At 61.1% G+C, this 13,416-nt stretch carries 13 protein-coding genes; 9 read left to right on the top strand and 4 right to left on the bottom strand.

Going from position 1 to position 13,416, the window contains the following annotated elements:
- The first annotated feature begins 35 nt into the window (after positions 1-35).
- From EDC28_RS15420 to poxB, 5 genes are all read left to right on the top strand, one after another.
- Positions 36-644 (top strand): DUF924 family protein, encoded by a 609-nt coding sequence (locus tag EDC28_RS15420; RefSeq protein WP_050659327.1) that lies wholly within the window; start codon positions 36-38, stop codon positions 642-644.
- 74 nt (positions 645-718) lie between these two features.
- Positions 719-1,129 (top strand): DUF4399 domain-containing protein, encoded by a 411-nt coding sequence (locus EDC28_RS15415; RefSeq protein ID WP_050659326.1) that lies wholly within the window; start codon positions 719-721, stop codon positions 1,127-1,129.
- 40 nt (positions 1,130-1,169) lie between these two features.
- Entirely contained in the window at positions 1,170-2,102 is a 933-nt protein-coding gene (locus tag EDC28_RS15410; protein WP_170164143.1) for a pirin family protein, read from the top strand.
- A gap of 95 nt (positions 2,103-2,197) precedes the next feature.
- Positions 2,198-3,031, top strand: a complete 834-nt coding sequence (locus EDC28_RS15405) for a pirin family protein (protein WP_123422210.1) — start codon at positions 2,198-2,200, stop codon at positions 3,029-3,031.
- A 213-nt stretch (positions 3,032-3,244) separates the two neighbouring features.
- Positions 3,245-4,969, top strand: a complete 1,725-nt coding sequence (poxB, locus tag EDC28_RS15400; RefSeq protein ID WP_123422209.1) for a ubiquinone-dependent pyruvate dehydrogenase — start codon at positions 3,245-3,247, stop codon at positions 4,967-4,969.
- Position 4,970: 1 nt separating this feature from the next.
- Here the strand turns inward: poxB and EDC28_RS15395 are convergent, their stop codons facing one another.
- Positions 4,971-6,221: an MgtC/SapB family protein gene (locus EDC28_RS15395; protein ID WP_123422208.1), complete on the bottom strand. Its 1,251-nt coding sequence runs from the start codon at positions 6,219-6,221 to the stop codon at positions 4,971-4,973.
- Between the two features lie 95 nt (positions 6,222-6,316).
- On the opposite strand from EDC28_RS15395, the gene EDC28_RS15390 reads away from it, so the two are divergent.
- The gene (locus tag EDC28_RS15390) at positions 6,317-6,832 is read left to right on the top strand and encodes a uracil-DNA glycosylase family protein (RefSeq protein ID WP_336391550.1); all 516 of its coding nucleotides are present in this window, start codon (positions 6,317-6,319) and stop codon (positions 6,830-6,832) included.
- A gap of 85 nt (positions 6,833-6,917) precedes the next feature.
- Positions 6,918-8,126, top strand: coding sequence for an MFS transporter (locus tag EDC28_RS15385; RefSeq protein ID WP_123422207.1), 1,209 nt, complete (start codon positions 6,918-6,920; stop codon positions 8,124-8,126).
- 24 nt (positions 8,127-8,150) lie between these two features.
- Here the strand turns inward: EDC28_RS15385 and EDC28_RS15380 are convergent, their stop codons facing one another.
- Positions 8,151-9,470, bottom strand: a complete 1,320-nt coding sequence (locus tag EDC28_RS15380; RefSeq protein WP_123422206.1) for a peptidoglycan DD-metalloendopeptidase family protein — start codon at positions 9,468-9,470, stop codon at positions 8,151-8,153.
- 155 nt (positions 9,471-9,625) lie between these two features.
- Positions 9,626-10,963 (bottom strand): 23S rRNA (uracil(1939)-C(5))-methyltransferase RlmD, encoded by a 1,338-nt coding sequence (rlmD, locus tag EDC28_RS15375; protein WP_123422205.1) that lies wholly within the window; start codon positions 10,961-10,963, stop codon positions 9,626-9,628.
- A 133-nt stretch (positions 10,964-11,096) separates the two neighbouring features.
- Between rlmD and EDC28_RS15370 the strand changes: the two genes are divergently transcribed.
- Both EDC28_RS15370 and aroG read left to right on the top strand, forming a co-directional pair.
- Entirely contained in the window at positions 11,097-11,549 is a 453-nt protein-coding gene (locus tag EDC28_RS15370; protein WP_123422204.1) for an acyl-CoA thioesterase, read from the top strand.
- Positions 11,550-11,598: 49 nt separating this feature from the next.
- A complete protein-coding gene (gene aroG / locus EDC28_RS15365) occupies positions 11,599-12,651 on the top strand; it encodes a 3-deoxy-7-phosphoheptulonate synthase AroG (RefSeq protein ID WP_050659316.1) in 1,053 nt (350 codons plus the stop codon).
- A 39-nt stretch (positions 12,652-12,690) separates the two neighbouring features.
- Here aroG and EDC28_RS15360 read toward each other — a convergent pair whose 3' ends face one another.
- Positions 12,691-13,392 carry a glutamine amidotransferase-related protein gene (locus EDC28_RS15360; RefSeq protein ID WP_123422203.1) on the bottom strand — a complete coding sequence of 234 codons (702 nt, stop codon included), beginning with the start codon at positions 13,390-13,392 and terminating at the stop codon, positions 12,691-12,693.
- Positions 13,393-13,416: the final 24 nt, after the last annotated feature.

Genomic DNA, 13,416 nt, shown 5'->3' with positions numbered 1-13,416 from the left:
AAAGCTCAATCCACCGCCACCGGATCGCCCTGCCAATGGAAGAATACGACGACATCCTCACATTTTGGTTTGGCCTGCTGGATGACAGCGGCATGTCGGCGCCGCTGTATCAAAAGCGCTGGTTTGCCACCGATCCCGGCCTTGATAACGAGCTGCGCCTGCTGTTTGGCGCCGATCTCAGCGCCGCGGCCAAAGGCCACCATCTCGACTGGCGGGAAACCCCCGAAGGCCGGTTGGCGCTGATACTGCTGCTGGACCAGTTCAGCCGCAATATCCACCGCGGTACCGCTCAGGCCTTCGCCCAGGACCACAAGGCCCAGCAACTGGTGGAAGAGGGCCTTGCCATCGGCCATGACCAGGCCCTGGCTCCGGCCCAGCGCATCTTCTTCTACATGCCGCTGATGCACGCCGAAGACCGGGCCCTGCAGGCTTTAGGGGTAGAGTGTTTTGCGCGTCTGCTGCGCCTGGTGCCAGCAGCCATCAAGCCCGTTATTGAGGACAACCTGCGCTTTGCCTGCCTGCACCGGGACATCATCTACCAGTTCGGCCGTTTCCCATATAGAAACAAAGTGTTAGGTAGAGCTTCATCGCCAGAAGAGCAACAATGGCTGGCTGATAACCCCGGCGGATTTGGCCAGGGCTGAGCGCCTGTTCCTGCCTTGCTCGGGGCAAACAGGGGGAGTAAGGTGATTTGATAGCCACGCACAGGGACCCGCCCATGAAAAACCTGATTGCCTTTGCCACCCTCCTGGCCGCCAGCACCGGCGCTTTTGCCACCAGCGCACCGCAAGGGGCCAAGGAATACATTATTTCTCCCAAAGATGGCGCCACTGTCGGCACCACCTTTACCGTGAAATTTGGCCTCAAAGGCATGGGCGTTGCCCCGGCCGGCACCAATGTGCCCAACACCGGCCACCATCATCTGCTGATCGATGTGGATAAACTGCCCGACATGGCCCTGCCTCTGCCGGCAACCGACCACATCAAACACTACGGCGGTGGCCAGACCGAAACCCAAATCACCCTGCCTCCCGGCAAACACACCCTGCAACTGGTACTGGGGGACTACGCCCATGTGCCGTTCCAGCCGGTGGTGGAGTCCAAGAAAATCACCGTTACCGTCAAATAAGGCAAAGGCGCCAAGCGGCGCCTTTTTTAGTGGAGTTTTTATGAGCGATCTCAGCCAGCACCCCGAGTTGCAACCTTGCCCGGCAGGGGCAGCCCGTCCCGAACGCGAGGCCTACCCCATGAAAGGGCGCGAGCTTAACCCGGGGCTGATGGTGGCGCGGGCCCTGCCCCAGCGCCAACGCCGCCTGATTGGCGCCTGGTGCTTTTTGGATCGCATGGGGCCGCTGGATGTCACCGAAGACCATCGCCTTAACGTTGCCCCCCACCCCCACATCGGTTTGCAAACCGTGACCTGGCTTATCAGTGGCGCCATCCGCCACCGCGACACCCTGGGCATCAACCAGGTTATAGAGCCGGGCCAGCTCAACCTGATGACCGCCGGCAACGGCATCGCCCACAGCGAAGAAGGGCTCACCCCTATTGGCCAGCAGCTGTTCGGGGTGCAGTTTTGGGTAGCACTGCCCAAAGAGCAGGCCAATTGCGCCCCGGCCTTTGAGCACTTTACCGATCTGCCCCGCTATACCGAGGGCAAGGTCACCCTGACCCTCTTTGCCGGCGATTACGCCAGCCAGAGCGCCCCGGCCAAGTACTTTACGCCCCTTTTTGGCGCCGAGCTCAAGGGTAGCGGCGAGTTCGAACAGGTGCTGGAGCCGGGCTTTGAATACGGCTTATTGCTGGTCAAAGGCGAGGCCCGCCTCGACGGCCAGGCGATGAGCACCGACCAGCTTTATTATCTGGGTACCGGCCACCACCAGACCCGCCTTGAACTCACCGACGCGGTGATCATCTGCCTGGGCGGCAAGCCCTTTGGCGAGGACATTGTGATGTGGTGGAACTTCGTGGGCCGCAGCACCCAGGAAATAGCCGACGCCCGCGCCCGCTGGCAGGCCGGCGGCTTTGGCGACATTCCCCAATACCCGGGCTCTCCCACCCCGGCGCCAGAGTTGCAAGGCAACCTCAAGGCAGGGCATTAATCCGAAAAAAACGACAATTCAAACCTAAATTTCGCCATTTAAATCCGCAGATCCGAACATTATCCTTGGCTCATACCCTGTTCGGAGGATTGATCATGACGCAGCCACGCACCATCAAAGGCCTGGTACCGGGCCAAAACACCAGCGACGGCGCCGGTGTAAAACTGAAACGGCTGATCGGCACCCAGATGCTGCCGGACCTGGACCCCTTCCTGTTGCTGGACGAGTTCAGCTCCGACAGCCCTGATGATTACCTGGCCGGCTTTCCCAACCACCCGCACCGCGGCTTTGAAACCGTCACCTACATGCTCAATGGCCGCATGCGCCACCGCGACAACAAGGGCAACGAAGGCCTGTTGGAAAGCGGCGACGTGCAGTGGATGACCGCCGGCTCCGGCCTTATTCACTCGGAGATGCCCGAGCAAGAGCAAGGGCTGATGCGCGGTTTTCAGCTGTGGGTGAACCTGCCCCGGCGCGAGAAGATGAAAGCGCCTCGCTACCAGGACATTGCCAGCACCAACATTCCGGTGGTCAGCGATGGTAACGGCAACAGCGTCAAGGTGATTGCCGGCCGTTACGGCGAAGCCACAGGCCCGGTAGACGGCGTGACCCTGGACCCTTTGTATCTGGACATCACCCTGGCCCCCGGCCAGTCGTTGACGGTGCCGGTACCCAAGGGCCACAACGCCCTGGTGAACGTCTTTGAAGGGGCGGTCAGCATTGGCGGCAGCGCCATTGCTAAAGGCAATATGGCAGTCCTTAAAGACGGCGACGCCGTGACCTTCGAAGGTGGCAGCGAGCCGGGGCGCTTTTTGCTTATCGCCGGCCAGCCGCTACTGGAGCCGGTGGTCCGTTACGGGCCCTTCGTGATGAACAGCTCCGAAGAAATCGCCCAGGCCGTTCAGGACTACCAGGCCGGTCTCTTCTAACAAAAACGCCGCTGATGCGGCGTTTTTTATGGCTGGCCGAAAATGGTAATCGTCATCAAAAACAGTCAGTTATTGAATAACGTCTGAACCGGTTGGCCGCCGGGGGCCGGTTGCACTCCCAACTCGGTTTGCCAGGAGTATGCTGGGCCTTGCCATTTTTTCGCCAAGGCAGCGTGATCGGCCCTTGGCTTGCTGACATTGACGAGGGACGCCATGACTCAAACCATTGCCGACTACATCATCGAAGTGCTTTCCCTTGCCGGGGTAAAACGCATCTGGGGGGTCACCGGTGATTCCCTGAACGGCCTGAGCGACAGCATGCAGCAGCGGGGCGATATTCAGTGGATGGCCACCCGCCATGAAGAAGTAGCGGCCTTTGCCAGCGGCGCCGAAGGGCAAATCAGCCAGCAATTGACCGTCTGCGCCGGCTCCTGCGGCCCTGGCAACCTGCACCTTATCAACGGTCTGTTCGATTGCCATCGCAGCCGGGTACCCACCCTGGCCATCGCCGCCCACATTCCGTCCAACGAAATCGGCGCCAATTACTTCCAGGAAACCCATCCCCAGGAGCTGTTCAAGGAATGCAGCGTCTATTGCGAGCTGGTCAGCAACCCCGAGCAAATGCCCTATGTGCTGGAGCTGGCCATGCGCAAGGCCATTTTGGAGCGGGATGTGGCGGTGATCGTGCTGCCCGGCGATATTGCCCTCAAAGCCATGCCAGAGGGCGCCAAGGCCAAATGGCAAACCCCGCAGTTGCCGCGCATCACCCCACCGCAGCCAGAGCTGGAAAAACTGGCCGACACCCTCAACAGCGCCTCGCACATCACCTTGCTGTGCGGCGCTGGCTGTAAAGGTGCCCATGAGCAGGTGCTGGCATTGGCCGATACCCTCAAGGCGCCCATTGTTCACGCCCTTCGCGGCAAGGAATACCTGGAATACGACAACCCCTTTGACGTGGGCATGACCGGTCTTATCGGCTTTTCCTCCGGTTACCACGCCATGGAAAACGCCTCTACCTTAGTCATTTTAGGGAGCAGCTTTCCCTACCGGCCCTTTTACCCCAAGGGCGCCACCGTTATCCAACTGGACCAAAACCCCGGTGCCCTTGGTGCCCATACCCAGTTGGACCTGGGCCTGGTGGGCAACGTCAAGGAAAGCCTTGAGGCGCTACTGCCGCTGCTAACGCCCCACCAGGACCGCCGGTTTCTGGACCAGGCCCTGAGCCACTACCATCAAGCGCGCAGCGAGCTGGACGAATTGGCATCGGGCGAGTCGCGCCAGGGCATTATTCACCCCCAATACCTGGCAAGGCTCCTGAGCGAGCAGGCCAGCGAAGACGCCATTTTCAGCTGCGATGTGGGTACGCCGACGGTGTGGGCCGCCCGCTATTTGAAAATGAACGGCAAGCGGCGCCTGCTGGGCTCCTTTAACCACGGGTCCATGGCCAACGCCCTGGCCCAGGCGCTTGGCGCTCAATCGATCGATAGCGGCCGCCAGGTGATCGCGATGTGTGGCGACGGCGGGCTGAGCATGCTGATGGGGGATCTGCTGAGCCTCAAGCAGTTGCAGCTGCCAGCCAAAATCGTGGTCTTTGACAACCGTTCCCTAGGCTTTGTCGCCATGGAGATGAAGGCCTCGGGGTTTTTCTCCCACCATACCGACCTTGAGAATCCCGATTTTGCCGAGGTGGCCAGGGCCATGCATATCGATGCCGAATCGGTGGCCGACCCTAAGGCCCTACCCGATGCCATCGCCAGGATGCTGGCCAGCAGCGGCCCTTATCTGTTGAGCGTACGCACCGCCAAGCAAGAACTGGCCATGCCACCTAAGGTAAAACTCGAACACGCCAAGGGCTTTGGCCTGTACATGCTAAAAGCGGTGCTGAACGGCGATGCCAGCCAACTGGTGGAGCTTGGCAAAACCAACTGGCTGCGCTGACTCAAAAGAGCACCAGAATAAGGGCGGCAACCGCTACCGCGCCGCCCAGGCCCAGCCACACATAACGCCCCAGCACCACGCCGCCGGCGTACAGCGCCAGGCCCCCTTTCACTAAGGTGTTGGTGATAGCGGCCAGCACAATGCCAAATACGGCGGTATCACCGCTGATGGCTCCCGTGGCCATACGCGCCAGACTGAGGGTAATGGCGTCTACATCGGCAAGGCCGGCTGCCACCGCCACCAGCCACAACTTGTCTTCGCCAAACCAGTGGGTAATGGCGTTCGAAAGCAGCAAGATCCCGGCTATCAACAAGCCAAACTGCACCGCCGGCCACAGCTGAAAGGGCTGCGGGCTAGCCGCGCCCTGGCTGACGGCGCTGCTGCGCCGCCACAGCAAAATGGCCACCAAAGCACTGACCAGGAACATGGCGCCGATGGGCAGCCACAATGCCGGCAGCAACTCACGGTTCACCACCGCCACTATCACCAGCATCCGCGGGAACATGATGGTGCAGGCCATCACTATCCCTGCCGCCAGCAGCCTCGGCCGGTTAAGAGCCCGGTTTAGCCGCGCCAGGCTCAGGGTGGTGGCGGTACTGGAGGCAAGACCACCAAAGATACTGGTAGCCAGGATGCCGCGGTCAGTGCCGACCAGTTTGAGGGCAAAGTAACCGGCAAGGCTAAGGCCGGCAATGAGCACCACCATCCACCAGATGTTGTAGGGATTCAGGGCGCCCCAGGGCCCCAGCCGCTCATTGGGCAGAATGGGCAGTAGCACCAGCGACACCACCAGCAGCTGCAAAATGGCCCGAAATTCATCGGCGCTCAGCCGGCTAAGCCATTGGTGCATGCGTTCCTTCAGGTTGAGCACCACCGCCGTGACCACTGCCGCCGCCACCGCCTCGGTTTGCAGGCCCTGAGTGACCGCCAGCCCCAGGCACCAGGTAACCAAGGCCGCCACTACCGTGGTCAAGCCGTAGTCGCGCTCGTTGTTAACATCCAACCAGTGGGCCACCGCCAGCACCATTGCCACCGCCAGCCCCATCACCGCCACTATCCAGACCCCAAACCCTTCACTCAACAGCCCAGCCAAACAGCCCAGCAGGCTCACCAGGGCAAAGGTGCGAATGCCGGCTACCCGGCTGCCGCTGGCACCATCGCGCTCCCGCCAGCCCCGTTCCGAACCGACGATAAGCCCCAGCCCCAGGGCCAGCAGCAATTGCAACAGCGGCGATAATGGCACAAAGTGCATAGGGCGCATCCTTGATAGTTTTAAACTAAATGTCTGATTTAAATAATCTCTTAGCGCAAATAAGCCAATGTTGCCTGTGCCAGGCGCATCTTCCCTTGGGGCCAAGACCGGTAGTCAGGGCAAGTAGCAGCGCCAAGCTGCTGATCATTGGCCAGGCGCCGGGCACCAAGGTGCATGCCACCGGCATTCCCTTTAACGATCCCTCAGGTGACCGGTTGCGCCAGTGGCTGGGCCAGGACAAAAGCCAATTTTACGACCAGAGCCGGGTGGCCATCATGCCCATGGGCTTTTGCTACCCCGGCAAGGGCAAGAGCGGCGACCTGCCCCCTCGCCCCGAATGCGCTCCCACCTGGCACCCGGCGCTGCTGGACGCCATGCCCGCCATTGAACTGGTTTTGCTGGTGGGGCGTTATGCGCAGGATCATTATCTTGGCGACAAGCGTACCCTCACCGAGCGGGTGCGCCACTTTGGCGATTATGGGCCGCGGTTTTTCCCGCTGCCCCACCCCAGCCCCCGCAACCTGCTGTGGCTCAAGCGTAATTCCTGGTTTGAATACGAGGTACTGCCGGCCCTCAAACGGCGCCTGGACACCCTGCAACTGTGGCCGTAACTGGCCAACCACTGAACTCAAGCATCGGGAATCTCGAACTAAAGCCAGGTAAAATGGCCGCCCCTGCGGTTTTGAGTAGTTTCTGATGTCGAGTCCCTTCTTGTTGCGCCATGGCGCCTTCTTGCGATTTTGGCTGGGCCAGACCGCTTCTTCCCTTGCCTACCAGATGCTGGTGGTGGGCATTGGCTGGCAAATGTATGACCTTACCGACAGCGCCTTGAGCCTGGGCCTGATTGGTCTCGCCCAGTTTGTGCCGCAACTGCTGCTGACCTTAGTGGCCGGCCATGTGGCCGACCAGTACAACAGGCGGGTGATTGTGATTGTCTGCCGGCTGGTGCTGGCAGGAACCATGGGCGGCCTGGTCTACGCCAACCTCAGCGGCCAGCTAAGCCCGGCCATCATCTATGTGTGCGGCGCCCTGATGGGAGCCACCCGCGCCTTTGAATCCCCCGCCACCCAGGCGCTGCTTCCCAACCTCATCACCCCGGACCAGTTCCCAAGAGCCCTGGCCCTGACCTCCGGCACCCGCGAGGCCACAGTGATCGCCGGCCCGGCCCTTGGCGGCCTGGTGTACCTGATTGGCGCTTCCTGGCTCTATGGCGCCTCGGTGGTGTTCTTTTTGGTCTCGGCGCTGGTGCTGTTGTCGCTGCAATACGAATACCAGGCCCCCCGCAAGGAACCGGCCAGCCTGAAGAGTCTTTTTAGCGGCATTCACTTTATCCGCGACAACCCGGTGGTGCTGGGGGCCATTTCCCTGGACTTGTTCTCGGTGCTGCTGGGTGGTGCTACGGCGCTGCTACCCATTGTGGCCAGGGATATCCTGCACACCGGCTCCTGGGGCCTTGGCCTGCTGCGCTCGGCGCCAGCGTTGGGGGCCTTGCTGATGTCCATCTGGCTGGCCCGCTTTCCGCTGGAAAAACGGGTGGGCAAGACCATGTTCTATGCCGTTGCCCTTTTTGGTCTCGCCACCATCGTCTTTGGCCTGTCACAAAACCTGTGGCTGTCCATGGGGGCGCTGCTGGTGCTGGGAGCGTCGGATATGGTGAGTGTGATTATCCGCTCGACCCTTATCCAGCTTGAAACCCCCGATGCCATGCGCGGCCGGGTCAGCGCCGTTAACTACATCTTTATCGGCACCTCCAACCAGCTTGGGGAGTTCGAGTCGGGGATTACGGCGGCCTGGTTCGGGGTGGTGCCAGCCATCATCATCGGCGGCATTGGCACCCTGGCGGTGGTGGCGCTGTGGATGAAAGTGTTCCCGGCCCTGACCCACAGGGATAAGCTATCCAGTTAAAAAAGGCCCCTTGCGGGGCCTTTTTTATGACGCGTTGTCCATCTGGGCTTCGAGCTTTTTGACTTCGGCCATAAAGGCTGGCCTGTCCTTGCTGTCCACCGAGGCCGCCATGGGAATTTTGGCGGTCATGGGGTTTACCGGGTGGCCATTGATATGCAGCTCGTAATGCAGGTGCGGCCCGGTGACCCGGCCGGTAGCACCGGACAGGGCTATCTTCTGGCCACGGCTGACTATCTGGCCTTTGTGCACCAGGGATTTACTCAGGTGCAGGTAGCGGCTCAAGTACTTACCGCCGTGCTGGATAACAATGTATTTGCCGGCATAGGGGTGGTTGGTGACCCGGGTCACCACGCCGTCGGCGGTAGCCAGCACCGCGGTGCCGCTGGGGCAGGCGAAATCGGTGCCGTTGTGGGGCGCGTAGCGGCCGGTCACCGGGTGGTGGCGGTGCGGATCGAAGGGCGAGCTTATCCGGTAATGGCGAGCGGTGGGGAAACGCAAAAAGGCCCGGGCCAAGCTGTCACCGTCTTTGTCGTAGTAACTGCCGTCGCTAAAGAGGTAGGCGGTCAGCACCTTGTCGCGGTTGAAGATACGGATGGCGTCCAGCTCGGTATCGCCAGTGGCCTGCCCATCTACAAACTGGCTCTGGCGCACCACCTGGAAGCGATCGCCGGCGCGCAGGTCACGGGCAAAATTGAGTTTGTCCTTAAAGAGGGCGGCGATACGGGCAATTTCCGCATCGGACAGCCCGGCCTTCTGGGCCGAGACATAGAAGCTGCCGTTAATTTCGCCGCTCAGGGGCTCGCTTTGCCAGGTGCCGGGAATATCGACTTTCTGGAACTCAAAATGGCTGTCGTCTACCCGCGAGAAAATCACCTGGTGGGCGAGGTTAAAGCGCAGCTCCAGCTTCTCAAGCTCGGTGCCGCTGTCGCCACCCAGCCAAAAGCGCAGGGTGTCTCCCGGTTGCAGGGTATCGAGAGCAAGAATTTCCTGGTCAGATTCGAGCACCTGGTACATGGCGCTTTGGCCCACGCCCAGGTGGTTAAAAATATCGCTAAGGGTATCGCCGGGGCGAATTTGGTATTCGATATCCGGCAAGGCAATACCGGCCTTGGCCGCGTCCTCGGCGGTGGCGACTGGCGCCTCTTCACCAGGGCTGGTATCGGCATCTTGGGCGGCAGGCTGAACAAGAGGCGGGTCCAGTACCAGCGGCACCGGCTGATGCTCTTTGGGCATCATCAGGGCGGCGGCCACCAACAAGGTCACCGAGGCAATGGCGAGCTTGTGCACCTTGGGCAGGCGGGTGAATGTCTGGATTAACTTGTCAGTCGTGTCATTGCGACGCATCAGCGTTCGGCCCTCTCAATTCACCTTTACTGCTGGCAAATACCTTGGATGGACTGCCTGGCTGGTGAGAGCGCCCGGCCCTGAAAAAGTTCAGGCCCCTCACGTCGAACTGTGACCTTATAACAAAAATGCCGCCACTTCACAAATGGCCCGCGTTAGCGCACCAGCCGTACCACCGTCTCCACATGCAGGCTATGGGGGAACATGTCCACCGGTTGCACCTTGTCGAGGCGGTAGCCACCGGCGCACAGTTTGGCCAGATCCCGCGCCAGGGAGTCCGGGTCGCACGATACATAAACCAGGGTGGCCGGCGCCATGGCCAGCAGGGTGTCTAGCACCGCGCCGTCGCAGCCCTTGCGGGGCGGGTCCAGCAGCACCACGTCGGCGTTATGGCCTTGCTGGTTCAGCTCGGCCAGCAATAGCTCGGCCTTACCGGCGTGGAACTCGGCATTGCTGATACCGTTGCGCTCGGCGTTGGCACGGGCGTCAATGATGGCTTGCTCCACCAGCTCGATACCCACCACCGACTTGGCCTTTTTGGCCAGCAGCAGCGAGATGGTGCCGATACCGCAATAAAGGTCGAACACCTGCTCGGCGCCGGTAAGAGCAGCAAAGTCCAGGGCGGTAGCGTAGAGCTTTTCGGTCTGCTCGGGATTGATCTGGAAGAAAGATTGGCCGGAAAGGGCGAAATTGAGGCCGCCGAGGCGGTCTTCAATCACGGCGCTGCCCAGCAGTACCCGCTCTTCATGGCCGAGGATGCGGTTGCCCCGCTCGGGGTTGATGTTCAGCACCAGGCTGGTCAGCCAGGGGCAGGCCTTGCCAAGGGCATCGGTTAGGGCATCGAGGCCCGGCAGGTTGTCGCCAAGGGCCACCAGCACCAGCATCCACTGGCCGGTAGCGCGCCCTTCGCGCACCATCACGCCGCGCAGCTGGCCACTGTGTTCGGCCTCGTTATAGCCTTGGATGGCAAAATCGTGCATCCAGCGGCGCACCTCGGCCAGCAGCGCCGGCACCTTGTCGCCCTGCACCGGGCAGTCGTCAGCGGCCACCAACTGGTGGCTGTGCTTTTTGAAAAAGCCGATGTCACTGACCCCGTCCTGGGCCAGCACGTTATAAAGCGACTTGTTGCGATAGCCAAGGGGGCTGCTCATGCCAAGGCAGGGCGCAATGTCGGCCTCGAGGCCACGGGCGGCCAGGGCTTTACCCACCCGCTCGGCTTTCATCTCAAGCTGCGCCTGATAATCGAGGGTACCAAGCTGGCAGCCGCCGCACTCGCTATGGCGGCAAAAGGGCTCGCGCCGCGCCGGCGAAGGTTGCAGCACCTCCAGCAGCTGGCCCTGGGCATAACCGGCCTTGATACCAAACAGCTCGGCGGTGACGGTTTCCCCCGGCAAGGCACCTGCAACAAAGACGCGGCGCGAGCCCAGGCTGGCAATGCCGTCGCCTTTATCGGTCAGGGAAGTGATATCAAGGGTCTCGATGACCTTGGACATGGTGGCTCCGGGGGAATTGGGGGAGGCGCATCTTACGGCTGGCAAGGCCCGGCCACAACAAATAATCACCAGATCTTGCCCCTGTTCACAGGCCTTGCTAGTTTGAGCCGACCGCAGCCAGCCCGTACCCGCCATGGACACGCCATTCACCTGGGATCATCCGGCCCCCTTCACCTGGGAATTGACCGTTGATGCCAGCCATATCGATGAACTGGGCCATACCAACAATGCCGTTTATGTCGGCTGGTGTGGCGACATCGCCTGGCGCCACACCACGGCCTTGGGCCTGGGGCTGGCGTGCTACCGCGAACTGGACCGCGCCATGGCCATGGCCCATGCCCAATACCACTATCTGGCCGCCGCCCTTGAGGGCGACCAACTGCTGCTGGGCACCTGGGTCTTGGATACCGACGGCAAGCTCAGCTCCCGGCGGGGCTTTCAGCTCATTCGGGTGGCGGACGGTAAAACCCTGTTTCGCGGCGAGGTGCGCTTTGTGTGCATCGAGATTAGTACAGGCCGCCCGCGCCGGATGCCGAACGCCTTTATCGAAGGATACGGTAATGCGGCGGTCTGCAAAGCCGGTTAAGGTAAAGGCCTTACACTGTTTGAATGTTTGATCCAAAGGAAAAGAAACCATGCTCCCGAATGACGATCTGCGAATTCTCGAGATCAAAGAACTGCTTCCCCCCATCGCCATTCTGGAAAAGTTTCCGACCACGGACCAGGCTGCCAAGACCGTGTCCGATGCCCGCAATGCCATCCATGAAATTCTCAACGACCGCGACGACCGCCTGCTGGTGATTGTCGGCCCCTGCTCCATCCACGACCCCAAAGCCGCCGTGGAATACGCCGCCAAGCTCAAGGTGCTGCGCGAAGAGCTCAAGGACGATCTGGAAGTGGTGATGCGGGTCTACTTTGAAAAGCCCCGCACCACGGTGGGCTGGAAGGGCCTTATCAACGACCCCTACATGGACAACAGCTGCAACATCAACGACGGCCTGCGCATTGGCCGCAAACTGCTGCTGGATCTCACCGACATGGGCGTGCCCACGGCGGTGGAATTTTTGGACATGATCACCCCCCAGTACCTGGCAGACCTCATCAGCTGGGGCGCTATCGGCGCCCGCACCACCGAATCCCAGGTACACCGGGAGCTCGCCTCCGGCCTTTCTTGCCCGGTGGGCTTTAAAAACGGTACCGACGGCAACATTAAAATCGCCGCCGACGCCATCCGCAGCGCCTCGGCGCCGCACCACTTTTTGTCGGTGACCAAGTTCGGCCACAGCGCCATTGTCTCCACCGCCGGTAACGAAGACTGCCACATCATCCTGCGCGGCGGCCAAGCCCCCAACTACAGCAAAGAAGACGTGCAGGACGTCACCGACAAGCTGGCCAAGGCCAAGCTTCGCCAGAAGATCATGATTGATTTCTCCCACGCCAACAGCCTCAAGCAATACCAGAAGCAGCTGGACGTGGCCGAAGACGTGGGCGGGCAAATCGCCGGCGGCAACAGCGCCGTGTTCGGGGTGATGATTGAAAGCCACCTGGTGGAAGGCCGCCAAGATCTGGTGGAAGGCAAGGCGCCGGTTTACGGCCAGTCCATCACCGATGCCTGTATCGGCTGGGACGCCACCGACAAGGTGCTGCGCGAACTGGCTGCCTGCGTCAGAAAACGCCGCACCTCCTAAATAGGCCTTTCCTAAAAAAGCCGCCTCGGGGCGGCTTTTTCAGTAGCGGATAAAATCGGCCATCACCTTGGCCACCGCCAGGCCGTCGTGGCCCTGCTGGTAGCTTTCAAGGGCTGGCCCTGCCCGGTCTTCGCCGATATCGGCCCAGCGCTTTTTCAAGAGCGCCGCGCCGTAGTCGGCGGTAAATTCCGGGTGGCCTTGGAAGGCCAGCACCTTATCGCCCATATGAAAGGCGGCATGGGGGCAAAAAGCATTGGCCGCCAGCAAGGTGGCACCGGGAGGCAAGGCGGTAACCTGGTCGCGGTGGCTGCAAATCAGTTTAAAAACGGGCGTCTCGGCCTTGAGCCAGACTGGCTGGCTTTGCCACTGATAATCCATCACCCCCACTCCCCAGCCGCCTTGGGCGCGCTCGGCGCGCCCGCCCAGGGCATGGGCCAGCAGTTGGTGGCCAAAGCAGATGCCCAGCAGTTTTTGCCCCTGCTGGTGGCGCACGCGCAGGTAATCGGCCAGCCGCAACACCCAGGGTTCATCGCTAAAGGCGTCGGCCTTGGAGCCGGTTACCAAGAGGGCGTCGAAGGCGCTGGGATGTTCGGGATAGATACCGTCGATAACGCTGAAGATCTCGCTTTGTACCTCAAGGCCAGCGGCGCCAAACAGCTGCTGGAACATATGGCCATAGCCCAGATACTCATCGAGAAACTCGGGATGCAGGATATCGGTTTGCAGCAGGGCGACTTTCACGGGCAGGCTCCAAAAAAAACGGCA

It is taken from the genome of Gallaecimonas pentaromativorans (genome assembly GCF_003751625.1).
GTDB classification, from domain to species: domain Bacteria; phylum Pseudomonadota; class Gammaproteobacteria; order Enterobacterales; family Gallaecimonadaceae; genus Gallaecimonas; species Gallaecimonas pentaromativorans.
This window is presented reverse-complemented; position numbering and strand designations above follow the sequence as displayed.

Excerpts from the sequence above, each read along its gene's own strand:
- EDC28_RS15420 (WP_050659327.1), top strand. The coding sequence starts at position 36 with ATGGAAGAATACGACGACATCCTCACATTTTGGTTTGGCCTGCTGGAT.
- rlmD (WP_123422205.1), bottom strand. The coding sequence starts at position 10,963 with ATGTCCAAGGTCATCGAGACCCTTGATATCACTTCCCTGACCGATAAA.
- EDC28_RS15395 (WP_123422208.1), bottom strand. The coding sequence starts at position 6,221 with ATGCACTTTGTGCCATTATCGCCGCTGTTGCAATTGCTGCTGGCCCTG.
- EDC28_RS15415 (WP_050659326.1), top strand. The coding sequence starts at position 719 with ATGAAAAACCTGATTGCCTTTGCCACCCTCCTGGCCGCCAGCACCGGC.
- EDC28_RS15380 (WP_123422206.1), bottom strand. The coding sequence starts at position 9,470 with ATGCGTCGCAATGACACGACTGACAAGTTAATCCAGACATTCACCCGC.
- EDC28_RS15410 (WP_170164143.1), top strand. The coding sequence starts at position 1,170 with ATGAGCGATCTCAGCCAGCACCCCGAGTTGCAACCTTGCCCGGCAGGG.
- EDC28_RS15405 (WP_123422210.1), top strand. The coding sequence starts at position 2,198 with ATGACGCAGCCACGCACCATCAAAGGCCTGGTACCGGGCCAAAACACC.
- aroG (WP_050659316.1), top strand. The coding sequence starts at position 11,599 with ATGCTCCCGAATGACGATCTGCGAATTCTCGAGATCAAAGAACTGCTT.
- poxB (WP_123422209.1), top strand. The coding sequence starts at position 3,245 with ATGACTCAAACCATTGCCGACTACATCATCGAAGTGCTTTCCCTTGCC.
- EDC28_RS15370 (WP_123422204.1), top strand. The coding sequence starts at position 11,097 with ATGGACACGCCATTCACCTGGGATCATCCGGCCCCCTTCACCTGGGAA.
- EDC28_RS15385 (WP_123422207.1), top strand. The coding sequence starts at position 6,918 with ATGTCGAGTCCCTTCTTGTTGCGCCATGGCGCCTTCTTGCGATTTTGG.